Source organism: Actinocorallia libanotica (assembly GCF_039525175.1).
Taxonomy (GTDB): domain Bacteria; phylum Actinomycetota; class Actinomycetes; order Streptosporangiales; family Streptosporangiaceae; genus Actinocorallia; species Actinocorallia libanotica.
This window is the reverse complement of record NZ_BAAAHH010000013.1, coordinates 21691-46179: the sequence shown is the minus strand read 5'-3', so window position 1 is coordinate 46179 and position 24489 is coordinate 21691. Positions and strand designations below refer to the sequence as shown.

Below are 24489 nucleotides of genomic sequence, written 5' to 3'. Positions count from 1 at the left end.
GCGCGCTTCCTGACCTATCGTGAGGGGAATGCGTACGGTCGGAGTGGATTTGGCGGCGGAACCCGTCAGGACGGCGCTGGCCTGGGTCGACTGGTCCTCAGATGGCGCGCGGGTCGACAGGGTCAAGGTGGGGGCGGACGACGGCTTGATCCTCGACGCCGTGATGAAAGCTGACAAAGCAGGCATTGATTGCCCGTTCGGCTGGCCCGAAGAGTTCGTCGACTTCGTCACCGCGCACAGGAACGGGCACGTCGAGGTACCGGTGGGGCCGACCGGACGCGAATGGCGTCGTGACCTCACGCTCCGGGTGACGGACCAGGTGGTGCACGACCTGACCGGTCTCACGCCGTTGAGCGTGTCCGCCGACCGCATCGGCCATACCGCCATGAGGTGCGCGGGCATTCTCTCCGGACTCGCGCGCCTGGGCCGGCCGGTCGATCGCAGTGGGGAGGGCATCGTCGTGGAGGTCTACCCGGCCGCCTCCCTCAACCGATGGGGGTTGCCGCATCGCAACTACAAACGCGCGGCGAACCTGGACAGGCTCGGGAACCTGGTCGACGCACTACAAGCCGCAGCGCCCTGGCTTGACCTCGACACGTGCGAAGAGGCATGTCGAAGCTCTGACGACGCGCTGGACGCCGTCATCGCTGCGCTCACCGCACGCGCGTCGGCCCTGCAGATGACGACCACTGCGCCCCCGGAGCAGATCGACGTCGCCCGCAGCGAAGGCTGGATCGCGCTTCCCACTGGACCTCTGTCAAAGCTGCCGGTACAGCCCTGATCGCCTCCGCGGTTGCATTTCTTCGATGCCTGAACGGCGGCCACATCCGTCACTCGACTCGGCGGCCGGATGGGTTCAGCATTCAAAACCGGTACTGAGTAGACGTGGGAGCGGGAGGCGGCGCGCGGCGTGTAGGTGACAGGAGGCGAAACGGATGAGTGGAGAGCGGAGCCGTCCTATTCCTCGGTGATGAGCTGGGTGAGGACGGTGGTGGGCGCGAGGGCGTCTTCCGGCGACCACTGTCCGGCCAAGGCGTCGACGAGTTCGGAGGCGAGAGGACGGTCCGCCGGGTCCTTGGCGAGACAGCGGGTGACAAGGCCGCGCAGTTCGTCGGGCACCGGGGTGAGGTCGGGTTCGTCCTGCAGGACACGGAAGGCGACGGCCTCGGCGGTTCCGGTGCCGAACGGCGGATGGCGGCGACGAAGGCCAGGAGCGCCGAGCGCGAAGAGGTCGGCGGCGGTGCCGGGGCCCTGCCCCTGATACTGCTCGGGGCTGATCCAGCCGGAGGAACCGATCAGGACACCGGTGCGGGTGAGGGAAGTCTCGTCGGCGGCGCGGGCGATACCGAAGTCGAGGACCTTCGGGCCGTCCGGGGAGAGGATCACGTTGGCGGGCTTCAGGTCGCGGTGCACGATTCCCGCCGCGTGGACGGCGGCCAAGGCCTCGGCCACCCCCAAGGCGAGCGTCCTGACCCGTCCGGCGGCCGGCGGCCCGTGCTCCCGCACCTGCTGGTCGAGCGTCGGTCCCGGTACGTACTCGGTGACGAGCCAGGGCCGTGCCGCCCCGGTGTCCGCGTCGAGCACCGCCGCGATACCGGGGCTGCGAACCCGGGCCATGAGCTCTACCTCACGGGCGAAACGTGCATGGAACCCCGAATCGGCCCCGTACTCCGCCCGGATCACCTTGACTGCGACCCGCCGCCCGTCCGAGGCCAGCCCCGTGTAGACGACCCCCATCCCGCCGGCCCCGACCCGCCCGGTCAGCCGGTATCCGCCCACCTTGCCGGGATCGGTGCGCTCCAGTATCCGCACACCCGCGGGAAGAACGACCTGTCGGCGCAACATCTCGACGTGTCCCCATCTGAACGATCTGGGCCGATCACCTACCCGGAATGGTGATGTGTATTCACTACACGGACTATTTCTGATGAGTGTCGAATGACAGACGGGCCGATCACGGAAGCCGAAAATTCTACGGGCCGCATTGAGCGTGAGAAATCGGCTCACATTCACTCGGCACGGGTTCGGTGCCTGCGGACGAGTGGTGCGGAGGCGGCGGCATAGGTCGCAGAGCCGGCAGTTTTTCGAAGTGGTGGAGGTCTACGGGTTGGCACCTGTTCGAAGGCCTCGGGCTACCTCGTTTGTGTTCGCTCGACCTGGAAAGTGCCCGTCCTGGCGTCAGTGGTGTGCGTTCGTGGGGGGCGGGGGGTTGAGGGGGACGGGGCGGAGGCGGAGGGTGCCGGCGGTCCAGGCGAGGGCGGTGCAGAGGGTGAGGGTGAGGGTGAAGTGGAGGAGGCCGTCGGTCAGGGGGGCGGGGGTGGTCTGGAGGGCGTGGGCGGAGAGTTCGCGGGTGGACCAGAGGGGGAGGAGTTTTGCGGCGGAGCCGTCGGGGTCGACGAGGAGTTGGAGGGCCATGATCGAGAGGAGGGCCAGGGCGCCTTCGAGTTCGCGGGGGATGGCGAGGCTGACGAGGGCGCCGAGGGGGGCGCTGATGAGGACGGTGGTCAGGAGGAGGAGGGCGACGGAGGAGAGGTGGGGGAGGTCGTCGCGGGTGGCGGCCACGAGGGTGAAGTAGGCGGCGGCCACGAGGACGCCGACGGTTGCCAGGGCGAGTTGCCTGCCGAAGAACAGGGCGGTGGGGGAGGCGCCGATCGCGCTGAGTCGCTGGTCGAGGCGGTGTGCGCTGACGTGGCTGAACAGCGACAGGGTGGCGACGGCCCAGCCGACGCCGATCGCCAGGAAGCGGATCGCCTGGTAGGAGACGTCGATGCGCGCGAGGTAGAAGACGCACGGGAGGAGGAGGACGAACAGCAGCGCGACGCGGCGGCGGCTCAGTTCGCGCAGGGCGGTCGAGGCGACGGTCGGCAGCATCAGGACTCCTCCGCGGGGCGCAGTTCGAGGACGTGGTCGACCCGGTCGAGGTCGTGGAGCAGGTGCGTGACGACCAGGACGCCGGCGCCGCCGTCCCTCCAGTGGAAGACCTGGTCCCAGAAGTCGAGGTAGGAGGCCTGGTCGAAGCCCTGGTAGGGCTCGTCGAGCAGGATCAGCTCGGGCCGGTTCAGCTCGCTGAGGACGACGTTGAGCTTCTGCTGCGTCCCTCCGGACAGGTGCGAGGCGATGACGTCCGCCCGCGGCCGCCAGCCGAGCCGGGACGCCAGGCCAGTGCCGATCGCGACGGCCTTCTTGCGGTTCATTCCGTGTACCGCGCCGAACAGCCGGAAGTGCTCCTCCGGGGTCAGCAGCGGCGCGACACCGTGCTGCTGGGGCGCGTAACCGATCCGCGCGGTGCGTTCGACGGTCCCGCCGGTGGCTCGGGTGAGCCCGGCGCAGATGTTCAGCAGGGTCGACTTACCCGAACCGTTCGCGCCTACGATCGCGGCGACCTCGCCTGCGCGCAGGCTCAGATCCACGCCTTGGAGCACCTGCCGCCGCCGGTACCGCTTGGAGACGCCGCGCAGTCGGAGTATGACGGGGCCGCGTACGCGGGGGAGCGGTGCCGCGTTGACGACGGCGGTGCGCACCGCCTGCGCGACCGTGTCGGCATAGGCCACGGCCGGCCCGTACATGGCGCGGGGATGGATCCCGGCCGCCTCGGCCTCCACCAGAGCGTCCCCGGCGAGTTCCCGTGCCTCGCCCATCTCGATCCCGACGCGGGTCAGCCGCGCGACGAGCTGCGCTCCCCACTCCTGCGCGGAGGTCACGATCCCGCCTCCTCCACGCTCGCGACCGGCGACGACACGACGCCGTCCATGGCACTTCGGAACTGCTGCCACGCCTGCTGCCGTTCGAGCACGGCCGTCCGCCCGTCCTCGGTGAGCTCGTAGTACTTGCGAGGCGGACCCGACACGGACGCCTCCCGCTCGGTCCGGACCAGCCCCTGCTTCTCCAGGCGCAACAACGCCGGATAGAGCGTCCCTCCCGGAACCTCGTCGAACCCCGCCCCGACGAGCCGCTCCACCAGCCCCCGCCCGTAGTCGCGCCGCTCGGCGAGCAGGCACAGCAAACACACGTCCAGAAACCCATGAAGCCACTGCTGCCGCATCTGTCTCAACACGGTAGGCAGGCTAACTGACTACTGGTACTCAGTCTAGCTACTATCCTCTCGTCCGTTCGGGCCGCCAGGAGCAACCGGCCAGTGAGCAGGGGAAAGCCTCCTCTCCTGAGGCTTGCTCTCCTCTGAGGCCGCGCGGGGGTTCCGGGGGCATCGTGGAGTGCGGCGATGGCGTTCAGCGCACCGCGACCGTCAAGAGCAGGCCGTATGCGATGAGGAGAAGAACAAGGCTCGGAACGAGGAGGGCGACTTCTTTCCCGGTCGCGGTCTTCGTCTCCCTGGGGGCCGCGTCGAGGGCTTCTTCGGTACGTCGGGGAGCGGTCAGAGGACGTAGACGGCGATCGTTTGGCTGAGGCGGATGATGTCGGAGTCGCCCTTGAACTCCAGGCGGACGCTGCCCAGGCCGCTGAACCACAGTTCGAGTTCGGCGTCGCGGTCGAAGCTGCCGGCGGTCTCCACGGACCAGGCCTGGATCTTGCCGTAGGGCAGGGAGCTGAAGTCGCGCTTCCTGCCGGTGATGCCCTGGATGTTGACGGCGATGATCCGCTTGTCGGTGAAGACGACGAAGTCCCGGACGGTCTTGAACGCCGAGATGATCCGCTCGTTCTGGATCATCAGTGGCGCGACGGTGGAACCGATCTCGCCGGGGTCGCAGGGGGAGAGCTTGAAGACGGAACCGTTCTTGAAATCAATCATTATGTGAATAAGGTACACGGGTGCCTTGTTGCTCTGAAAGGTCGGCGACCTGGATGGGGGCGCCGGTCGGCGTTCGGAGTTATCCACAGGCGCTCTCACGGATGTCGCTGCTCTGGGTGATGCTTGCGTTACGTCGAGCGCTACTTCGGGAGTGGGCAATGGGGCGGACGAAGAAGGACGAGCGGGTCGTCGTCGTGTGCGGGCATCCGGGGTGTGGCAAGAGCCAGACGGTGCGTCGTTCGCGGGTGACGAAGTGCGATGGATACATGTGCAAGCGGGATCACGGCCCTGGGGATAGACCGCCGCCGGGCATGGTGCGGGAGGTCGTCTGGCAGGCCGCCGGGGGGTTCGATGGCTGGCGGGACATCGTGTTGGACGCGGTTCAGCGTGCCGCGTTCGCTCGTGCTGAGCGTCTTGCGCTCTTCGCGCTCGCGCAGGGGATTCCTCGCGCGGAGACGGACGCTCTGGCATCGGCTCTGGTCGCGCCTGCCGGGCGGGGGCGGCGTCATCTGCTGACCGTCACAGGGGCGGGTGTGGAAGGCGTGGGTGTGGAAGTGAGCACGGGTATCGGGCTCACTGAGGACGGCCGTGTCGAAATAGAAGACGTGCATGCCGTTGCGCTGACGGTTCTCCTGCTGCGCTCGAAGAGGGAGGGAGGCGCGGTGCTTCGGACCTTCACCGATGAGACGGCTTACTTCACGCCCAAGGGCACGCCCGTTCCTGTCAAGGAACTCCGGGGATGGTTCCTGGCGGATCACATGATGCATCCCCTTTCCTCGGACGAGATGCGGGAAGCGCTGACTACGGACGTGGAGAGTGGCACTTCCATCCTGCTCGAACGGGGAGTCCGTCCCGAAGCGGCATGGCGGGTCCCGTGGCGTTCCCTCCCTTTGGGCCTCGACTCCGGAACTGATCCGACAGACAGCGGGAAGGGGGCGTGAGCCGATGCTCCAGGCAGGTCTTTCTTTCGCGATGCGCCAGGCAGAGGATCAAGGGCGAAGAGAATTCGGTGCGCGATCGGTTCGAACGGAGAAGGAGCCGGAAATGGACGGGGACGAGGTTCCTTCGGGAGGTGACGCCTGGTTCTCCGTGCGTTGCGTCTTCCGTGACGAGGGGATCGGCGCTTATGAGGAGCGCATCACGCTCTGGCGGGCGAAGGACGCGGCGGAGGCGATCCGGCTGGCCGAAGCCGAGGCGGTCGAATACGCCGGGATGCTGGACGAGTTCTCCTACGCGGGGTTGGCGCAGAGCTATGAGCTCGCGGATCCCGTGGGGCACGGCGCCGAGGTCTTCTCCCTGTTCCGGGAGAGCGACCTCGAACCGGAGGCCTACCTCGACACCTTCTTCGATACCGGAAGTGAATGCCAGGGCGAGCTCTGACCGCGAGCGGGCGGGTGCCCGACGACGGTGCGGGACGAGGTCGCGGCTGACGGCGCCGGAGCCTTTCCAGACGGCTTGCCCATGTCTCTTCCGGGTGGGACGTTCCAGGCCTGTCGTGTGGGAGGCGAGACCTGCCGGGGCCTCTGGAGGGATCGCGAGACTGGAACGGGTCGTTCGGGGATCAGGGAGAAGGGGGGTCGTGACGGGCGGCGAGGTGGTCTTGGAACTCGGCGTGGCGGAACTGGTAGAGGGGGCCTACCGCGCGGAGGAGGCCGAGGCGGTGGGCGTCGTCGAGGAAGGGCATCAGCCGGCGGGGGAGGCGTTTGTCCAGGGCCAGTCGGTAAGTGGCGATCAGGTAACCCGGCCAGGCGCGCTTCTCGCCTGTGAGGGCGGTGAGGAAGCCGACCGTCAGGCCCAGGAGGAGACCGCCCATGAGCCCGAGGGGGACACCTATGGAGAGGCCGGTGATGAGGCCGACCAGGAGGCCGAGGACGAGGCCGACCGAGGCGGAGCGCAGGAGGTTGAGAGTGCGGTCGGCGCGCCAGACGGTGAGCGGGGAACCGGACCCTCCGGTGCCCGCGGGAACCTCCGCCCACTCCACGAATCCGATCACGACTCCGATCGTGAGGCCCAGCACGAGCCCGCCGACGATCTTGTCGGGGATCCCGCTCAGGAAACTGACGGTGAGCCCGACGGGAAGTCCCAGCGCGACCTTGCGGGCGAGCCCGGTGAGCAGCAGGGGTGTTCGGCCGCGCAGGTCCAGGTCGGCGTGGCTGGGCTCGCTGCGGAACAGGTCCGCGGCCGAGAGCCAGACGGCTCCTCCGGCGATGAACATCATCGTCAGCGCGACCAGGAGCCCGCCGACGATGCCGGCCCGGGCACCGATCGCGAACGTGCCGTAGAGCCCGACCGAGATCCCGAACGCGAGCCCGACGGGAAGGCAAGCCGCGAGCACGGCCGTGATCCTGAAACGGGCGGGGGTGAGGGTGTCCCGGGCGAGGCGCCACCAGGCGAAGTCGCGGGTGCGGGGTTTCCCGTCGCCGGTGAGCGGACGGGCGAGGATACGGGCGAGGTGGCCGAGCCACCGGGCGACGTCGTCGGGATCATGGCGTCTGCGGGGGCGGAACAGGTCGGTGGGGTCGCCGGTGGGCGGCCGGGCGGCGACGAGGACGGGGATGAGCTGGTCGAACAGGTGAGATCGGAGCGCCGCGGCGGTGGGGTGGCGGCCGGTGTCGGCGAGGGCCGCGGGGTCGGCGCCGGGCCGGGCCTGGGTGGTGCGGACCAGCCACAGCCCGAGGGGGGTGGCGCAGACCCGGGCGAGCGGTGACCTCCCGCCGGAGGCCAGGGTGTCGAGGACGGTTTGCCAGGCGGGCGGGGGGACGGGAGGCAGGACGGAGGTGAGGTAGGCGGCGGCGGCTTTGGGGGAGAGGGGCTCGGGTCGGATGACGGCCGCGGCGGTGAGGACGGAGACGGCGTCGGTGACGGCCCGGGTGTATTCGCGGGTGCGGCAGGTGAGGATCAGGCCGCCGGTGCCGAGCGAGGCGTTCAGGGCCTTCAGGACGGCGGTGCGGGCGGGCGCGGGAATCTCGTCCAGGCCGTCCAGGACGGGGAGCACCAACCGGTCGCGGGTCAGGTCGCGGTAGGCGTGCCCGCCGAAGTCGGGAGCCGACAGGGCCGGGTAACCCAGACGGAGCCGCTCGGCCAGCCAGTCCCACACGTCCGGCTGCGCGACGGTGTCCCAGCCGGAGACCGACACCAGCACCGGGACCGGTTCCCCGGTCTCACGGGTGGCCAGGAGCTCCCGTACGAGCTGGACGGCCAGCGTCGTCTTGCCCGAACCGGGTTCGCCCAGCACCACGAGCCGCGAGCGCTCCAGTTCGCGCAACCAGGCGGCGATCTCGTCGATCCGGTCGCTCCTCCCGCTCCAGTCCGGATCCCTCGACCGGGAGACGCGTTCGGGGTGGTCCATCACCGCGGCTTCGGCGAGCCGCCAGCGGACCGGCATGGGGTCGGGGTCGTCCAGCGCCCGGATCGCGGCCTCGGTCGTCCACTGCGCCTTGACCAGCCGTGCGAGTGCCTCCGCCGCGTTCCCCACCGTCTCCGGCGTCACGGCGCCCGCCGCGTCGCGTCCGTCCAGATGCCCCAGCCACTGGTTCACCGCCTCAGCCGACACCGCGATGAGGACGGCGATCCCCAGCGCCCACAGGTTCCACTCGTCGTCGTTGAGCACCTGGTTGACCGCGATCCCGACCGCGACGGTCCCCGCCACCCCGGAGACCATCCAGAGCATCCTCCGCCGGATCACCGCAGAACCGCCCTTCCCTCCGACCCACACTCGGACTCGAAGATCAAACCGTCACAAACCCTTGCCTGTCCGGCGAATCTCCATTCCTGGTGCACCGCTCCGGGGACGGAGGACCGTCGGTCCCGGACGCACAGAACGGTGCTCCCGTCCCACCCGTACGGAACGTTCGCCCGGTCGGTCATCGCCGCCTCGGCGTGCGCGGTCGTGCATGGCCCTGCATGGCCCTGCGCGGTCTGCGCGGTCTGCGCGGGCGTGCGTGGCCGTGTGTGGCCCTTGCGTGGTCGTGCGTGGCCGCGCGTGGTCCTGCGTGGCCCTGCGCGGTCTGCGCGGTCTGCGCGGTCTGCGCGGTCTGCGGTGGCCGTGAGTGGCCGTGCGTGGCTTTGCGCGGTCGTGCGCGACTGAGTGTTGCCGAGTGCAGCGGTAGGTGGCGTTGGCCGGCGATGGGAGACGGGGGATTGTAATGGGCGGCGTTGGCTGGCGTTGGGCGGTGGTGGGCGGTGGTGGGCGGTCGTGCCGAAAACGCTTCCGGTTGCCTTGCCCTTCGCCTCTTCCGGGAGGGAAGGGCCTGGGGATGACCGGGCCCTGCTTCCCCGCCCCCCTCCGGGAGGGAAGGGCCTGGGGGCGACCGGGCCCTGCTTCCCCGCCCCCGGGAGCCGGTCCTCTTCCCCGCGGTTCGCGAAGAATCCTCGGAACCGCGCGCCGCCCTCGGATTCCGCCTGGGAACCGGCGGCTGAGCAGGCACTCGGCCGGGCGGGCAACGGTGATCGGAAAGTCGGCCTGTGGAGAACCGGGGTGGCCGGTGTGGTGCCTCGATAGAGTTGGGGCACCGCTCGCTTGACTCTGGAAGGCCGAGATCTCCTGTGGCTGATTCGTTCGTTCACCTGCATGTTCACACCGAGTACTCGATGCTGGACGGCGCTGCGAAGATCGGCAAGATGGCCGATCGGGTGTCGGAGCTGAAGATGCCGGCGATCGCGATGAGCGACCACGGGAACCTGTTCGGCTCGTACGAGTTCCACAAGAAGATCAAGGGCGCGGGGATCAAGCCGATCATCGGCATCGAGGGGTACGTCAGCCCCGAGTCCCGGTTCCACAAGAAGGCCGTCTTCTGGGGGGAGCCGCACCAGCGCAAGTTCAACGAGCAGACCGGGGTCGGCGGCGACGTGTCGGCCAGCGGCACCTACCTGCACAAGACCATGTGGGCCTACAACGCCCAGGGGCTGCGCAACCTCTTCAAGATCAGCTCGCTGGCGTCCCTCGAGGGCCACATGAAGAAGTACGCCCGCATGGACGACGAGCTGTTCGAGCAGTACCACGACGGGATCATCGCCACCACCGGCTGCCCGTCGGGGGCGGTCCAGACGCGGCTGCGGCTCGGGCAGTTCGACAAGGCGCTGGAGCACGCGGCGAAGTACCAGGAGATCTTCGGCAAGGAGAACTACTTCCTGGAGCTGATGGACCACGGGAACATCCTGATCGAGACGGCCGTGCGCTCCCAGCTGCTGGAGATCGGCAAGAGGCTCGGCATCCCGCCGCTGGTCACCAACGACTCCCACTACGTCACCGAGGACCAGTCGAGCGCCCACGACGCGCTCCTGTGCGTGGGCACCAACTCCCAGATCGCCAACCCCGACCGGTTCCGGTTCAGCGGCCAGGGCTACTACATCCGCTCCGCCGAGGAGATGCGCGAGCTCAACCACGACGAGCTGTGGAAGGAGGGGTGCGACAACACCCTTCTGATCGCCGAGCGCGTCGAGTCCTACGACGAGGTCTTCGCCCACCGCGACCTCGCCGCCAAGTTCCCGGTCCCCGAGGGGGAGACCGAGATGAGCTGGCTGCGCAAGGAGTGCCAGCGGGGCGCGGTGCGGCGGTACGGCGACCCGGTGCCGGCCGACGTGCAGGAGCGCATCGAGTACGAGCTGTCGGTCATCGAGGAGATGGGCTTCCCCGGCTACTTCCTCGTCGTCGCCGACATCTGCCAGTACGCCCGGGACAGCGGGATCTGGGTGGGTCCGGGCCGAGGGTCGGCCACCGGCTCGATGGTCGCCTACGTCACGGGGATCACCGAGCTCGACCCGATCGAGCACAGCCTGCTGTTCGAGCGGTTCCTCAACCCCGAGCGCGTCTCGATGCCCGACGTCGACCTGGACTTCGACGAGCGCCGGCGCGGTGACATGATCCGCTATGTCACCGAGAAGTACGGCGAGGACAACGTCAGCCTGATCATCACCTACATGACGATCAAGTCGAAGGCGGCGGTGAAGGACGCCGGACGCGTCCTGGGCTACCCCTTCGCCGTCGGGGAGAAGATCACCAAGGCGTTCCCGCCCGCCGTCATGGGCAAGGAGATCCCGCTGACGGGCATCTTCGACCCCAAGCACGAGCGCTACGCCGAGGCGACCGAGCTGCGCGCCCTGTACGAGAACGACCCCGACGTCAAGAAGATCATCGACACGGCCCTCGGCCTGGAGGGGCTGACCCGCGGCACCGGCGTGCACGCCGCCGGCGTCATCCTGTCCTCCCAGCCGCTGGTCGACGTCATGCCGATCTTCCAGCGGCCCGACGACGGCGCGCGCATCACCGGTTTCGACGGGCCCAGCTCGGAGAACATGGGCGCGCTCAAGATGGACTTCCTGGGCCTGCGCAACCTCACGGTCCTGGGCGACGCGGTGGAGAACGTCAAGCTCAACCGGGGGCTCGAGCTCGACATGCTCACCCTGCCCCTGGACGACAAGAAGACCTACGAGCTGCTGGCCCGCGGCGAGACGCTGGGCGTCTTCCAGCTCGACTCGACGATGATGCGCGACCTGACGAAGCTCATCGCCCCGACCCGGTTCGAAGACGTCTCGTCGATCCTGGCGCTGGGCCGGCCCGGCCCGATGGGCGCCAACGCGCACATCAACTACGCCCTGCGCAAGGAGGGCAAGCAGCCGATCACGCCGATCCACCCCGACCTGAAGGACGCGCTGGAGCCGATCCTCGGCACCACCTTCCACCTGGTGGTCTACCAGGAGCAGGTCATGGCCATCGCGCAGCAGCTCGCCGGCTACACCCTGGGCGGCGCCGACATCCTCCGCCGCGCGATGGGCAAGAAGAAGAAGGAGGAGATGGACAAGCAGTGGGCCACCTTCTCCTCCGGCATGGTCGCCAACGGTTACACCGAAGAGATGGCCAAGGCCGTCTGGGACGTGCTGGAACCGTTCAGCTCCTACGGCTTCAACAAGTCGCACACCGCCGGATACGGGCTGGTGTCGTACTGGACGGCCTACCTCAAGGCCAACTACCCCGCCGAGTACATGGCGGCGCTGCTCACCTCGGTCGGCAACAACAAGGACCGCATGGCGGTCTACCTCGCCGAATGCCGCCGCATGAAGATCCGCGTCCTGCCGCCGTGCGTCAACGAGTCGAACCTGCGGTTCGCCGCCGTCGGGGACGACGTGCGCTTCGGCCTCGGCGCGGTCCAGAACGTCGGCGAGGGCCCCATCCACGGGATCATCTCCACCCGCGAGGAGCACGGGAAGTTCAACGACTTCAACGACTTCCTCACCAAGGTCCCGGCGGTGGTCTGCAACAAGCGCACCATCGAGTCCCTGATCAAGGCCGGCGCGTTCGACGGCCTGGAGCACCCCCGCTTCGGGCTGCACCAGATCCACGAGCAGGCCATCGACTCCGTCATCGACGTCAAGAAGAAGGAGGCGATGGGGCAGGACTCCCTGTTCGGCGCCTTCGAGGACAACGATGCGGGCGACGACGCCTTCACCGTCGTCGTGCCGCCCGTCGAATGGGACAAGAAGGTCAAGCTCGCGTTCGAGCGGGAGATGCTCGGCCTGTACGTGTCCGACCACCCGCTCAACGGCGCCGAGCGCGTCCTGGAACGCAACCGCGACTACAGCATCGCCCAGGTCCTCAACGGCGACGCCGACCGCGAGCGCGGCGAGATCAGGATCGCGGGCATCATCTCCGGCGTCGACAAGAAGGTCACCAAGCAGGGCAACGTCTGGGCGATCCTCAAGATCGAGGACCACGACGGCTCGATCGAGGTGCCCTGCTTCCCCGCCACCTACCAGCTCTACGGCGACAACCTCGCGCCCGACCTCGTCGTCTCCGTCACCGGCAAGATCCGCATCCGGGACAGCGGCGAGGACGCCAGCGTCAGCTTCAACGCCGTCGCCATCGAGTTCCTCGACATCTCCAACGTCCCGCAGGCCGGAGGCCGCGAGCCCATCGTCCTCGCGCTGCGCGAGGACCGCATCAACCGCGAGCTCCTCGCCGAGCTCAAGCAGATGTTCCGCACCCACCGCGGCGACACGCCCGTCCACATCCTGCTGGAGAAACTCAACCGCCGAAAGGTCCTCCTCGACCTCCCCGACTACCAGGTCGACCTGCGCAACGGCGCCTTCGCCGGCGACCTCAAGGTCCTCCTCGGCCCCACGGCCCTGGTCGACCACTGACCGACGAAGGCCCTCTCCGACCGGCGGGGGCCTTCTCCGGCAGGTAAGGGCGCTCTCCGGTCGGCGGGGACACCCTGGCAGGAAAGGGTTTTATCCGACCGGCGGGGATGCCCTGGCAGGTAAGGGTCTTCTCCGACCGGCGGGGCATTCTCTGACAGGTGAGTGCCCGCTCTGACTGGTAGGGGGACTCCCTGACCGCGGGCAGGGCCTTCTCCGGCTGGGCAGGGCCCTCCTCCCGCCAGGCAGGGCCCTTCTCCAGCCGAGGTGGGGCCCTCCTCCCGTCAGGCAGAGCCCTTCTCCAGCCGAGGTGGGGCCCTCCTTCAGCCGGGCAGGGCCCGCTCCAGCCGGTGAGGGTCCGCTCCGACCGGCGGGGGCCCGCTCTGGAGCAGGGCCGACCGTGCGTGGTCTTCCGACCGCGTCCAGCCGGCCGGACCCGGCCCTCCGCGAGGCCACTGCCGATCCCTACCATGAAAGAAAAGGGAAAGCGCGCTTTTCGTGTTGGGGCCGGTGTCCGCTTCCGGACTTCGCGAATTTTCTTTCGGGAGTCGGGAAGCCGCAGACCGTGCGTGGTTTATCGGACAAGTTTGACTTGCCATGGGGCGGCGGTTATTTTACCGGCGTGTCCGACGAAGAAACCTCGAAGTTCGACGCGTTGCTGAACACGAGTACTCCGTTGGCTCCCCGATCGCGTGACGAGGCGTTGGAGCGCCTGGCGGCCGTCAGCGAAACAGCGGAGCCCTCCTCTTCCATTCTGCCCGCCGATGACGAGACGCCGGAGAAAGCGGGCGTCGCGCTTATCGGAGGGGAAGAGGAAGGGGCGAAGGAATCTCTTCCGAGGTGGTCCGGGGAACCGGAGCCGAATGACGAGCTGGCGGAACTCCTCCGAAGGATGGCCGCTCCGCGCGAGGCCAGTGCGCGATTCCTCCGGGAGCTTGAGGAGAGGCGCGCCGTCCTGGCCCGGGAGCGGGTGACCGCCGAAGCGGGAGGGGTCGCGGTGACGATGGACGGGACGGGGCGGCTGATCTCCATGGACATCGCCGAGAGCCTCTACAAAGGCCCCCACCTGCGTGTCGTCGGCGAGAGGGTCGTTGAGGCCGTGGAGCGGGCCAGGACGAAGGTCTTGGAGGCGGCCATGGGGCGGACGACATGAGAGAGCACGAGATCGACTGGGCCGAGATGATCGACGAGAAGGTCAGGTCCGTCAATTCCCTCGTCACTGACCGCGAGGCCGAGTTCGCCGCGGCGGAGCAGGCCGCGAAGGCCGACACGCCGGTCGAACGGGAGATCGGCGGCGGCCTGGGGAAAGTGGTTCTCGACGGCAGGGGCAGGCTCCTGAAGGTCGAACTCGACACCGCGGCGGCCCGGCTCGTCGGACGGCGACGGCTGGCGGAACGACTGGTCTTCGCGATCAGCGGTTTCTCGGAGACCGCCGGGAACTCCGGCGGCTGACCTGCTGAAAGGCTGAATGTGACACCGCAGAATGGATTCGGCGTACGTTACGAGGCGATGCAGACCGCGTCCGAGCACGTGGGCAACGCCGCGGAGCAGTGGACCGCGTCGGTGACCGCCCTCAACAGCGGCCAGCTCGCCCCTCTTTCCCTGGGAATCCTGGGCAAGGGTGTCATCTCCGGTTACAACAGCGTCGTCACGGGTTCTCAGAAGACGCTGAAAGACGGTGCGACCTCGGTGAAGGGCGTCTCGCAGAAAATCAAGGAGTCCTCCGCCAGGTACAAGGACACTGACAGACTCGGCCCCATCTGATCCCCTTCCCGCCGACAGGAACACTTTCCACGACATTTATGGAGGCCAAGTGACCCCGCCTGTGGTTCCGGACATCGGAATCGGCCAGCCAGTGGCCTACCCGGTGGAGGCCGCGGCCACCGTGGCCAAGTGGGCGGTCAGGCTCCACCATGACGCCGCACGGGCAGCCCTGCAGCTGGTGCGCGACATGGTCGGGAACCCCGAGGACGTGAAAAGGGCGGTGGGCGCCTGGCGGGGCGCTGCCACGGGGATGAACAACGCCTGGTCGGAGGAAGGCCTCGCACACCAGGCCATCGCGGGGATCAGCGCTGGGGAGAAGGGCTGGGAAGGGCCGGCGTACACGGCCTTCAACACCTACTTCACCGACCTCAAGACCACGACGGCGGGCAACCAGCAGGTGCTCATCAACTTGGGGAAGGAGACCGCGACCTTCTACAACACGGTGCTGGACACCTACCGGGAGTGCGTCAACTTCATCTTCGACTGCGCGCAGGCGGTGACGGCCTTCTTCAAGAGCTTGGACTGGGAGGAGGTCGTGGCGGTCGTGGCGGCCGGAGCCACCTTCGGGGCCTCGCTCCTCCTGCTCCTAAAGCCGATGCTGGACGCCCTCGACGAGATGACGGAGAACATCCAGCAGCGGGTGGACGGGTTCATCCAGATCAGCGGCAAGTTCAACACCACCCTGCTGAACCTGTCGAGCGAGTCGGCGGGACTGGCATCACCTCCCTCGGTCGCCGAGAACGTGTGGGGCATGTGACATGAGAGGGATGGCAGGCGTTCTGCTGGCCGTTTCACTGGTGGCGGGATGCTCGCCGGAGGCCTCGGGTCCGCCGGACCCGAGTGGATCCGACGCTGCCGCGGAGTCCCCGACCGGGACGAGCACGCCGCTCGTGCTGCCCGATGCCTGCGGGCTGGTGGAGGACCCGTCGTCCGAGCTGCTGGGGGGCGGAACCCTCGTGGTGGCTGACCAGACGGCGACAGAGGGCAGCGTCTCGTGTGAAAAGCAGACGAAGTCCGGTGGGTCCGGAATCTCCTCCCTCACCGTCCGGGTGAGCGCGCTTCCCTCGATGGGAACCGGGGAGACGGTCCACACCGACCTGCTGGCACAGGTGGAGAGCGGGGAATGCGACCGCATTCCCGACATTCAGGAGATCGCGTGCCTGAAGGCCGGCAAGTTCAGCAATCTGCTGCGTGTGGGCCGTGGCGCGTATCAGGCCGACATCATCTTCCACTTCGTCGGAGCGGGAGAAAAGGAGAGCCGGAGATTCGCGGAGCGGACCGCGGCACAGGTCGCCGGAAAGCTCGGCTAGAGCCGCCTACCGCTTTCGGCGGCCGCGGCTGAGAACGGGCGGTTCGCCGGTTCTTCTCCGGCGGCCGCGATCGCGTCCTGCGCCGGACTTGAAGAAGGCGGTCACCGCCTGCGCGCAGCCGAAGATGAAGTTGACGCACTCCTGGGGGATGCTCCGCCCGCCGCCTGCGGCGGCTCGTTCGCGGGCCTCCGTCGGGTGCGGCATCCGTTCCGGAGGGGGAGCGGGTGTCATGAGGAGGGCGGGAGCTCGGCGAGGAGGTTCTGGAACGTGGTGGTGAGGCTGGGGGCGGTGACGATGATGGAGTCGGAGGCGAGGCTGTAGGGAGCGCCGTTGGCGTCGTGGAGGTCGGCTCCGGCTTCGCGGGCGATGGCGGCGCCCGCGGCCATGTCCCAGGGGTTGTTGGTCAGGGTGAGGGAGGCGTCGAGTCTTCCTTCGGCGGTCCAGGCCAGGTCCAGGGCGGCTGAGCCGAGCATGCGGACGCGCTGGACGCGGGCCGACAGGAGGCCGGTGAGGGCGAGGCGGCGGCCGTTGTCGGCGTCGGGGCCCACCGCGTAGTCGCCGATCGCGACGATGGCGTCGGCCGGGGAGGCCGCGGTGGAGGCGCGGATGCGGCGGTCGCCGAGGTAGGCGCCCGCGCCTCGCGCGGCGGAGTAGCGGGCGCCCAGGAACGGGAGGTCGATGACGCCGAGCACCGGGTCGTCGTGGTGGGCCAGGCCGAGGGAGAAGCCGCACAGCGGGATGCCGTGGACGAAGTTCGCGGTGCCGTCCACGGGGTCGGCGATCCAGGTGAGGCCGGACCCGGTGGGGCCGGTCCGTCCTTCCTCCTCGCCCAGGAAGCCGATGGCCGGGGTGCGTTCCCGCAGGTGGTCGCGGACGGCGCGTTCGACGGCGTAGTCGACCTCGGACGCCATGTCGCGGTCGCCCTTGGCGGTGACGGCGCCGGGCGCGCGCGTGAGGATGAGGTCGTGGGCGAGTGCCGCCGCTTCCAGCGCGACCGGCAGGAGGGACGTCATCGATGCGGTCATGTCGGTGCTGCTCCGTTCGTCGGGGAGGGCATACCCCTTTCTGATCACTCGTTCGCCGGTCTGCGGCGCTGGTAGTGGCGGGCGACGCGGATGCGGTTGCCGCAGCGGTAGGCCGAGCACCAGCGGCGGCGCGGGTGGGCGGGCAGGAAGAGCATTACGCAGTCGTCGGCCTCGCATCGGCGGACTTTGCGGACGGCCGGGTCGGCCAGGAGTTCGGCGGCGGTCTCGGCGAGCCAGGCGGCCGGCCGTGCTCCGGGCGGGCCCGTGCGGCGGCGGGTGACGACCACCGTCGCGCCGTCCCAGGAGAGTTCGGTGATGGCGGGGGCGGCGCGCTGCGCTTCGTTGAGGGCGGCCAGGTCGGCCGCCGGTGGCTGCTCGCCGCGGCGGACGCGGTCGAGGGCGCGGGCGGTGTGCTCGCGGACGGCGCGGACGGCGGCCAGGCCGGCGGCGTCCGGTCCGGGGGCGGCGAGGAACTCCCGGGCCTCGGGGAAGCGGTCGGCCTGGAGCTCCAGCCAGGAGAGCAGGTCCCGCGGGGCGGCCAGCAGGTCGCCGGTGGCGGGGCGGGTGTTGACGAGGTCCAGAGCCAGGGGCTCTCCGGTCAGCGGTCCGAGGTCACTCACCTTGCTAATGGTACATAGCCCTGTTGACGCATTAGTCCACGCACCGCTAGAACTAATGCATCTTCCCCCGAGAAAGGCATTAGCCATGTTGTCGCGCACCCTCCACCGCCACCTCGACGTCGAAGGCGTCCGCGTCTTCTACCGCGAGTCCCTGCCGGAGCGCGCCGACGCCCCGGTCCTGCTCCTGCTGCACGGCTTCCCCTCGGCGTCGCACCAGTTCCGCCGCCTCATCGACGCGCTCGGCTCGCGGTACCGCCTGATCGCGCCGGACTACCCCGGCTTCGGCCGCACCGAGGCTCCGGCCGGCTTCGTCCACTCCTTCGACCGCCTCGCCGACATCACCGAAGGCTTCGTCCGGCGGCTCGGCCTGACCCGCTTCGCCCTCTACATGTTCGACTTCGGCGGTCCCGTCGGCTTCCGCCTCGCCGAACGCCACCCGGAGTGGATCACGGGCCTCGTCATCCAGAACGCCAACGCCTACCGGGAGGGGCTCTCGGACGGCGCCCGCGACTTCATCGCGCTGCGTCCCGACACGCCCGGCGCCGAGAGGACGATCCGCGACCTGCTCACCCTGGAGGGCACCCGCGGCCAGTACGAGACCGGCGTCCCCGATCCCGCCGTGATCGACCCGGCCGGCTGGACGCTCGACCAGCACTTCCTCGACCTCCCCGGCCGCAAGGAGGCCCAGGTGGCCCTCGCCTTCGACTACCGCTCCAACCTCGACCGCTACCCCCGCTGGCAGTCCTACCTCCGCGACCGCACCCCGCCCGCCCTCATCACCTGGGGCGCCGACGACCCGTTCTTCCCCGCGCCCGGCGCCCGCGCCTACCTCCACGACCTCCCGGACGCCGAACTCCACCTCTTCCCCACCGGGCACTTCGCCCTCGAGACCCACCTCTCCGAGATCGCCCCCCTCATCGCGGGCTTCCTCGACCGCATCGGGCCCTGACGCCCTCGTGGAGGGTGGCCGAAGCCGTCGGTCCGGTCGTCGAGGAGCGCGCCGGATCGGCGGGCGGCGGCCTCCTTCGGCCGGGATCGTCCTCCCCTCCGCGGAATCCGGGCCGCGCGAGGGGAAGAAGGGCGTCCCGATGCGAGGGAAGGACCGAGGTCATGGCGCCGTTCGCGGGCGGACGCCTCTGCTGCGCGATCATGGCGTTGCGCTGTGTTTCCATGGAGGCTCTCACGTCACCCGTGCGTGGAAGGTGGCTTTTACTTACCAAAAAGCGGTCATAATTCTCTTGTGATCTTTGGTCTCCTGCTCCCGCTCGGGGACCCCGAGATATTGTGACCTAAATACACAACCAGTCTTTGTGAACTTTCAATTATCTGGGAGTTGCAGGGCGCTGGGCGGACGGCGGGAGGGGCCGGTTGAGCGGCCTGTCACGTCGGGGGCCGCTGAGACGCTGGAGAGAATGTGAAGAACGAGAGCGAAGCCGCCACGGTGACCGCCGCCGACATCGCGCGGCTCACGGGGTACGGACGGGCCGCGGTCAGCAACTGGCGGCGGCGGTATGACGACTTCCCCCAGCCCGTGGGCGGGACGGCGAGCAGCCCGCAGTTCGCGCTCTCGGAGGTCGAGGACTGGCTGGACCGGCGGGGCAAGGGCGTGCAGGTGCCGCCCGAGGAGCGGATCTGGCAGCGGCTCCGGTCGGTGGCCGACGACCTGTCGCTGGCCGAGGCCGTCGCCGACGTCGGGGATTTCCTCGCCGAGAGGAAACGGAACATCCGGCTCGACGGGGTCTCGGCGGACCTGGCCGGGATGGTGAAGGACGGGCGGGCGCCGGAGTTCTACGAATTCGTCGTCGACCGGTACCTGGAGGCGCATTCCCGGCGGGTCGCCACCACGCGCCAGGAGAGCGCGAAACTGATGGTCGCGCTCACCGGCGTGCGGGGGGCGACGGTGTTCGACCCGGCCTGCGGGACGGGATCACTGCTGTTCGCCGCGCAGGAGGCGGGAGCGGAACAGCTCTACGGGCAGGAGGTCGACCCCGTCGCGGCACGCATATCCGAGACGCGGCTGGCCCTGCACGGGGTGGAGACCGAGATCGAAGCCGGTGACTCCCTGCGTGCGGACGCCTTCCCCGACCTGAAGGCGGACGTCGTCCTGTGCGATCCGCCTTTCGGAGAGCGCTCCTGGGGATACGAGGAGCTGACGGGGGACGTCCGGTGGGCCTACGGACTGCCGCCGCGCGGGGAGTCAGAACTCGCCTGGGTGCAGCACGCGCTCTGGCATACCAGACCGGGCGGGCACGTCGCATGCCTCATGCCGGCTGCCGCGGCCGACCGGCGATCAGGACGCCGCGTCCGCTCGCAGCTGCTGCGTTCGGGCGCGTTGCGGGCGGTGTTCGAACTGCCCATGGGCATGGCGGCGGGTTCGCCCGCGGCACCGCACCTGTGGTTGCTGCGCCGTCCCGCGGAGGGCGATCCGCTGCCCACGATGGTGCTGCTGGCGGACCTGACGGAGCTGGAGGACTTCCAGAAGCCCGCGCTGAAGGCGTGGAAGGCGGTGGCGCGCGACGTCCAGCCGGGCGTGGAGTTCGCGCGGGGTGTCCCGATCATCGAACTGCTCGACGACACCGTCGACCTGACGCCTTCGAGGCACCTCGTTCGGCCGGTGGCGCGGGGACTGGACTTCGTGTCGGCTCGCGACGGCCTCATCGGCATGGTCGACGCGGTACGCGAGGCGGTGGACCGGCTTCAGACGCTCACCGACGAGTCACGCGAACTGCCGATGACGACGGTGACGGAACTCGTGCAGAGCGGCGCGGTCTCTCTCAGGCAGCCGCCTATGCGGATGGAGACCGCCTCAGGCAAGATCCCGGTGCTGATGGCCAAGGACGTGATGCTGGGCAGGGAGCCGTCCGGCCGCACCAAGGACGGCCCGGGAATCATCCTCCTGGAGCCGGGAGACGTCGTCGTGGCACTGAGCCCGCGCAGGCTGGAAGTCCACGTCGCCACCGAAGGCGGAACGGCCGCCGGCCCGCACACCCAGGTGCTCCGCCCCGAACCGGACCGCTGCGACCCGTACTTCCTGGCCTGCTTCCTGCGCGCCGCCGCCCTCACCCGCTCCTCCACCACCACGACCTCACGCTCGGACGTGCGGCGCGCCGCCGTGCCGCGGCTGCCCCTGGACGCGCAGCGCCCCTACGGCGACGCCTTCCTGCGGCTCCGCGAACTGGAGAAGGCGCTCAATACCCTGCACGAGGCGGGTGAGACCCTCATCAACCTGGGTTACCAAGGCCTGGCCGGAGGCGACCTGACACCCTGACCCCGCATGTGTTCGCGGGAGAGAAGAGCGCCTTACCGCGGAATCTGCATTCGCCCGAAAGCGCACGATGCGATTTCCGCAGGAGGCGCCCGGCGAACGCCCCGGCCGGAGACGTCGCCGGACGCAGGGCCCTGTGCTCAGGGCGGCTTTCCTACTGCGGGTTCTGGTCGATGAAGGCGGCGAGGGCCTCGACGGTGATGCGCTCGCTCGCCTCCTTGGTGAGACCGGTGGAGCTGAGCGGCCCGGACCCGTTCTCGTACTCCAGGAGCGCCAGGAGAAGGTGCTCGGTGCCGATGTAGCCGTGGCCCAGGCGCAGGGCCTCGCGGAAGGTGAGCTCCAGCACCTTCTTGGATCCGGCGTCGTAGGGGGTGAGCTCGGGCGGCTCCTCGGCGGAGGGCGGCAGGGCCTCGGTCGCGGCCTGGCGGACGGCGTCCAGGAGCACGTCCTGGTTGCGGATCACCTCGCCGGCGAACCCGTCGGCCTCGTGCAGCAGCCCCAGGACGAGGTGGGCGGGGGTCAGTTCGGCGCTGCCGGCGGAGTGCGCCTCGTTCGTCGCAGCGACGAGGACGTTCTTCGCCCGCGGCGTGAAGCGGTCGAAGCCCTGGGAGGGGTCGAGGGCCGCCTCGTCGGCCTTGGGCACGAAGCGCTTCTGGACCGCCTGCTTGCTGACTCCCATGCTGCGCCCGATCTCCGTCCAGGACGCTCCGGAACGGCGCGCCTGGTCGACGAAGTGGCCGATGAGGTGGTCGGAGAGCTCCCCGAGGGCGTCGGCGGCGACGACGGCGTTCGTCAGCTGCCCCAGCACGTCGGAGTCGCTCTTCCTGACCGCGTCGATGAGCTCGTCGAGTCTGAGCGGATTGGTGAGCTTGAGCGGATTCGTCATGCGTCAACCATAGGTTGACGCATCCCCGATCGTCAACCCTGCGTTGACGATCGGGGTGCGTCCCGCCGGAGCGGCGCGTCAGGCGTCGAGGAGGGCTTCCAGTTCGGTGACGGCGGTCCTGAGGTGCGCGGCGAAGTCGTGCATGGCGGCGGAGACCGGTTCGGGGGTGCTGAGGTAGAGGTTGAAGCGGTCGGGGAGGAGGACGTAGGCGATGCCTATGCACTTGTCGCTGGTGGAGCCGAAGCCGAAGTACTGCACGCGGGTGGACGGGGCGGAGCTGGTGCTCAGGTAGTCGTCGCGGGTGATGGTCCAGCCGGGGGCGTCGTACAGCGCCAGGTGCTCGGTGACGCCCAGCTCGGGGCCGCGGCGGCGCTGGATCCACTGCAGCTCCCACAGGTGCTGCTCGGGAGCGTCGCCGGCCTGGCACTGCTTGGCGCGCTCGACGTGCTTGTCGGCGGCGGCGCGGAAGGCGGCCAGGCGGGTGGCGCGGTCGGCGGCGGGGTCGTCCATGGTGGAGACGAAGCTCAGGATCTCGGGGGTGACGACGCGCATGGCCTCGGTGCGGCCGCGGCGGAAGTGCCGGGTCGCGATCGACTCGTAGGTGGCGCCGGTGAGGCCCTTGGAGCGCTTGTGGGCGAGCTGGTAGGCCATCTGGACGAAGGCGTCGGGGGAGATCTTCAGCTGCTTGGCGCGGGTCGTGCCGAAGTCGGGGAACGACAGGGTGGTCGTCGCGGTGTCGGCGGCGTACTGGGCGAAGGCGTCCGCGGCCGCGAGCACGTCGGCGCGCAGCGTGTCGTCCAGGACGAACTCCACGGGACGGACGGGAGAGGCGCCCAGGGAGGCCGTCTCGGGGGAGGCCGCCAGGATGTCCTCGACGAACGACAGGATCGTGGTGCCGTCCAGGCCGCAGTGCTCGACGTTGATGCCCGCCTTCCCGTCGGGGAAGACGATCAGGGAGACGGCCTTGTCGAACCAGCGGTCGCCGCTGTCGCCGTGCAGCAGCAGGTCGCAGGCCTCCAGGGCGGTGGCGGGCGCGGTGTCCTCCAGGCACAGGCAGAACAGCGCCGACTCGACGTCCTCGAGCGCGGCGGGGTTCGCCGGGTCGCAGGCGATGAGGCGCCGCCGGGTCTCGGCCCACTCGGCGCGGGCCATGGTCGTCAGGTGCCCGACGGAGGTGTCCCGCTCCGCCCGCACCTCCCCGGCCTTCAGGACGGCCTGGACGCCCGCCGCGAGGTCCTCGCGCGAATGGGGGCGGCCCTCGGCGTCGAGGACCTCCATCCGGAACATGTTGCCCCGGTGGAACACCAGGATGTGCGTGGACTTCGACGGTCCCGGCTCCGTCCGCGAGTACGGGGCGCGGACGGTGTCCTGCTCGTCGCCGGGGATGCGCGTGGTGGCGAACAGGAACTTGTTCTGCTCCATCGACAGCGCCTGGCCGCGCCGCCGGACGGGCGGGACGCGCTCGTCGTCCAGGCGCAGCTTGTAGTCGACGGCCGCCGCGACGAGCTGCGCGGCCCGCTCGACCTGCCCGAGCGGGGAGTCCTCGAAGAGGAAGAAGAAGTTGGCGTTCAGCGCGATCCGGTCGCGGCGGCCCAGGTAGCGGGAGGGCCAGAACAGGTCGAGCCAGCTGTGCACGTCCTCGCGGGCGTCGTACTCCGCCAGCGCCGCGTGCAGTCTGCGGCCGGGGCCGTCGGGGCGCAGGAAGTCGGCGACGGCGGCCTTCGTCTCGGCGAGCTGCTCGTCGGTCAGGAGCGGCGAGCACCACTCGAGGAACCGCTCGCAGGTGTGGTCGAGCGTCGGCAGGGGCACGCGCGGCAGCCCGTCCTCCAGCGCGAAGGTACGGGCGGGTGTCTCGTGGCTGCTGGTCACTTTTCCTCTATCGGGGTGAGGCGAGCTTCCTCGCGGGGACGGGAGATGAAGAGTCGCGCATAGAACCAGCCGTCGGCCTCTCTGCCACGCGGGCTGAGCCCGATCGTCGCCAGCCGGTCCAGGACGAGCGTCCGCTCCTCCTCGGTGGCGAACCTGCGCTGGCGGAAGAGGCCGTCGGCGCGGACGGTCTCGTAGCCGGCGTCGGCGAGGGCCTCCTCGATGGCGTCGAACGGGAACATGCGCAGGACGAAGTGCGCCATCCAGGGCCGCCGGTCGCCGAAGGCCTCGATGAGCCGGGAGATGCTCTTCTCGCCGACGTAGCCGAGGCAGCCGGTGGAGACGACGAGGTCGGTGTTCGCGAGTTGCGCGCACTGGTGGTCGGTGGGTTCGGCGGCCTCGAAGTCGGCGTGGACGGCGTCGTCGAGGAATCCGGCGGCCAGTGCGTAGTCGAGCGCGGGCCGGGAGACGTCCAGGCCGACGAAACGTACGGCGCGAGGGGTGCGGGAGCGGACGAACTCCCGGTCGCGGGCGAGGACGGCTCCGTCGTCGCGGGGGCCTTCGCAGTAGCGCTCGTACAGTTCGTCCATCGTCGCGTTGTACTTCACCAGCGCGGCGTTGATCCCGTACGAGCAGCCGATGTCCAGGACCTGGGGGACGGCCACGCCGGCGGCGCGTCGGTAGTCGTCGATGAGCCCTTCGAAGTGGGGCTTCGCGGCCTGCGGGACCTGGTACTCCAATCCGCGCAGGGTGCTGAAGTAGGCGCGGGGCGTGGGGGCCGTATAGATGTGATCGAGTGAGACTTTCCCTGTGCTGTCGACACGCACGGTCTCGTCTTCCTCCTTCTTTGGGGGCCTTGGGCGCGCTCCGGTC

The 24489-nt window shown here is 69.3% G+C and carries 22 protein-coding genes; 11 read left to right on the top strand and 11 right to left on the bottom strand.

Translation table 11 applies throughout. The features are described 5' to 3' along the window. Window positions 1–28: 28 nt before the first annotated feature. The gene (locus tag ABD140_RS17385; protein ID WP_344241891.1) at window positions 29–781 is read left to right on the top strand and encodes a DUF429 domain-containing protein; all 753 of its coding nucleotides are present in this window, start codon (window positions 29–31) and stop codon (window positions 779–781) included. Window positions 782–957: 176 nt separating this feature from the next. Here ABD140_RS17385 and ABD140_RS17380 read toward each other — a convergent pair whose 3' ends face one another. From ABD140_RS17380 to ABD140_RS17360, 5 genes are all read right to left on the bottom strand, one after another. Next, a complete protein-coding gene (locus ABD140_RS17380) occupies window positions 958–1845 on the bottom strand; it encodes a serine/threonine-protein kinase (RefSeq protein WP_344241890.1) in 888 nt (295 codons plus the stop codon). A 333-nt stretch (window positions 1846–2178) separates the two neighbouring features. Further along, entirely contained in the window at window positions 2179–2871 is a 693-nt protein-coding gene (locus ABD140_RS17375) for a hypothetical protein (protein WP_344241889.1), read from the bottom strand. Further along, the gene (locus ABD140_RS17370) at window positions 2871–3701 is read right to left on the bottom strand and encodes an ATP-binding cassette domain-containing protein (protein ID WP_344241888.1); all 831 of its coding nucleotides are present in this window, start codon (window positions 3699–3701) and stop codon (window positions 2871–2873) included. Before ABD140_RS17370 ends, ABD140_RS17375 begins: the two co-directional genes overlap by 1 nt. Beyond that, window positions 3698–4054: a PadR family transcriptional regulator gene (locus tag ABD140_RS17365; RefSeq protein ID WP_344241887.1), complete on the bottom strand. Its 357-nt coding sequence runs from the start codon at window positions 4052–4054 to the stop codon at window positions 3698–3700. The genes ABD140_RS17370 and ABD140_RS17365 overlap by 4 nt, the downstream gene beginning before the upstream one ends. Before the next feature lie 318 nt (window positions 4055–4372). Further along, window positions 4373–4747: a PH domain-containing protein gene (locus tag ABD140_RS17360; protein ID WP_344241886.1), complete on the bottom strand. Its 375-nt coding sequence runs from the start codon at window positions 4745–4747 to the stop codon at window positions 4373–4375. A 101-nt stretch (window positions 4748–4848) separates the two neighbouring features. On the opposite strand from ABD140_RS17360, the gene ABD140_RS17355 reads away from it, so the two are divergent. Continuing rightward, window positions 4849–5688 carry a hypothetical protein gene (locus ABD140_RS17355; protein ID WP_344241885.1) on the top strand — a complete coding sequence of 280 codons (840 nt, stop codon included), beginning with the start codon at window positions 4849–4851 and terminating at the stop codon, window positions 5686–5688. Between the two features lie 103 nt (window positions 5689–5791). After that, the gene (locus ABD140_RS17350) at window positions 5792–6127 is read left to right on the top strand and encodes a hypothetical protein (protein WP_344241884.1); all 336 of its coding nucleotides are present in this window, start codon (window positions 5792–5794) and stop codon (window positions 6125–6127) included. 181 nt (window positions 6128–6308) lie between these two features. Here the strand turns inward: ABD140_RS17350 and ABD140_RS17345 are convergent, their stop codons facing one another. Then, window positions 6309–8408, bottom strand: coding sequence for an NACHT domain-containing protein (locus ABD140_RS17345; RefSeq protein WP_344241883.1), 2100 nt, complete (start codon window positions 8406–8408; stop codon window positions 6309–6311). Window positions 8409–9292: 884 nt separating this feature from the next. Between ABD140_RS17345 and dnaE the strand changes: the two genes are divergently transcribed. The 6 genes from dnaE (at window position 9293) to ABD140_RS17315 (ending at window position 15954) form a co-directional block, all read left to right on the top strand. Beyond that, window positions 9293–12883, top strand: a complete 3591-nt coding sequence (gene dnaE, locus ABD140_RS17340) for a DNA polymerase III subunit alpha (protein ID WP_344241882.1) — start codon at window positions 9293–9295, stop codon at window positions 12881–12883. 619 nt (window positions 12884–13502) lie between these two features. Further along, the gene (locus tag ABD140_RS17335) at window positions 13503–14033 is read left to right on the top strand and encodes a YbaB/EbfC family nucleoid-associated protein (RefSeq protein ID WP_344241881.1); all 531 of its coding nucleotides are present in this window, start codon (window positions 13503–13505) and stop codon (window positions 14031–14033) included. Then, window positions 14030–14332: a hypothetical protein gene (locus tag ABD140_RS17330; protein WP_344241880.1), complete on the top strand. Its 303-nt coding sequence runs from the start codon at window positions 14030–14032 to the stop codon at window positions 14330–14332. The genes ABD140_RS17335 and ABD140_RS17330 overlap by 4 nt, the downstream gene beginning before the upstream one ends. An 18-nt stretch (window positions 14333–14350) precedes the next feature. Next, on the top strand, window positions 14351–14644 hold the full coding sequence (locus ABD140_RS17325) for a type VII secretion target (RefSeq protein ID WP_344241879.1): 294 nt from the start codon (window positions 14351–14353) through the stop codon (window positions 14642–14644). A gap of 49 nt (window positions 14645–14693) precedes the next feature. Then, window positions 14694–15401 carry a hypothetical protein gene (locus ABD140_RS17320; protein WP_344241878.1) on the top strand — a complete coding sequence of 236 codons (708 nt, stop codon included), beginning with the start codon at window positions 14694–14696 and terminating at the stop codon, window positions 15399–15401. 10 nt (window positions 15402–15411) lie between these two features. Continuing rightward, a complete protein-coding gene (locus ABD140_RS17315) occupies window positions 15412–15954 on the top strand; it encodes a DUF3558 domain-containing protein (RefSeq protein ID WP_344241877.1) in 543 nt (180 codons plus the stop codon). Between the two features lie 227 nt (window positions 15955–16181). Here ABD140_RS17315 and ABD140_RS17310 read toward each other — a convergent pair whose 3' ends face one another. Together ABD140_RS17310 and ABD140_RS17305 are read right to left on the bottom strand one after the other, a co-directional pair. Then, complete coding sequence (locus ABD140_RS17310) at window positions 16182–16979, bottom strand: inositol monophosphatase family protein (protein WP_344241876.1); 798 nt, start codon at window positions 16977–16979, stop codon at window positions 16182–16184. A gap of 44 nt (window positions 16980–17023) precedes the next feature. Beyond that, on the bottom strand, window positions 17024–17599 hold the full coding sequence (locus ABD140_RS17305) for a CGNR zinc finger domain-containing protein (RefSeq protein ID WP_344241875.1): 576 nt from the start codon (window positions 17597–17599) through the stop codon (window positions 17024–17026). An 85-nt stretch (window positions 17600–17684) separates the two neighbouring features. Here ABD140_RS17305 and ABD140_RS17300 point away from each other — a divergent pair, with 85 nt between their 5' ends. Beyond that, complete coding sequence (locus ABD140_RS17300; protein WP_344241874.1) at window positions 17685–18548, top strand: alpha/beta fold hydrolase; 864 nt, start codon at window positions 17685–17687, stop codon at window positions 18546–18548. A gap of 465 nt (window positions 18549–19013) precedes the next feature. Next, window positions 19014–20867, top strand: a complete 1854-nt coding sequence (locus tag ABD140_RS17295) for an N-6 DNA methylase (protein WP_344241873.1) — start codon at window positions 19014–19016, stop codon at window positions 20865–20867. A gap of 151 nt (window positions 20868–21018) precedes the next feature. Here ABD140_RS17295 and ABD140_RS17290 read toward each other — a convergent pair whose 3' ends face one another. From ABD140_RS17290 to ABD140_RS17280, 3 genes are all read right to left on the bottom strand, one after another. After that, complete coding sequence (locus ABD140_RS17290) at window positions 21019–21750, bottom strand: Clp protease N-terminal domain-containing protein (protein WP_344241872.1); 732 nt, start codon at window positions 21748–21750, stop codon at window positions 21019–21021. 78 nt (window positions 21751–21828) lie between these two features. After that, the gene (locus ABD140_RS17285) at window positions 21829–23619 is read right to left on the bottom strand and encodes a choline/carnitine O-acyltransferase (protein ID WP_344241871.1); all 1791 of its coding nucleotides are present in this window, start codon (window positions 23617–23619) and stop codon (window positions 21829–21831) included. Then, window positions 23616–24443 carry a class I SAM-dependent methyltransferase gene (locus tag ABD140_RS17280; protein WP_344241870.1) on the bottom strand — a complete coding sequence of 276 codons (828 nt, stop codon included), beginning with the start codon at window positions 24441–24443 and terminating at the stop codon, window positions 23616–23618. The genes ABD140_RS17285 and ABD140_RS17280 overlap by 4 nt, the downstream gene beginning before the upstream one ends. Between the last annotated feature and the right edge of the window lie 46 nt (window positions 24444–24489).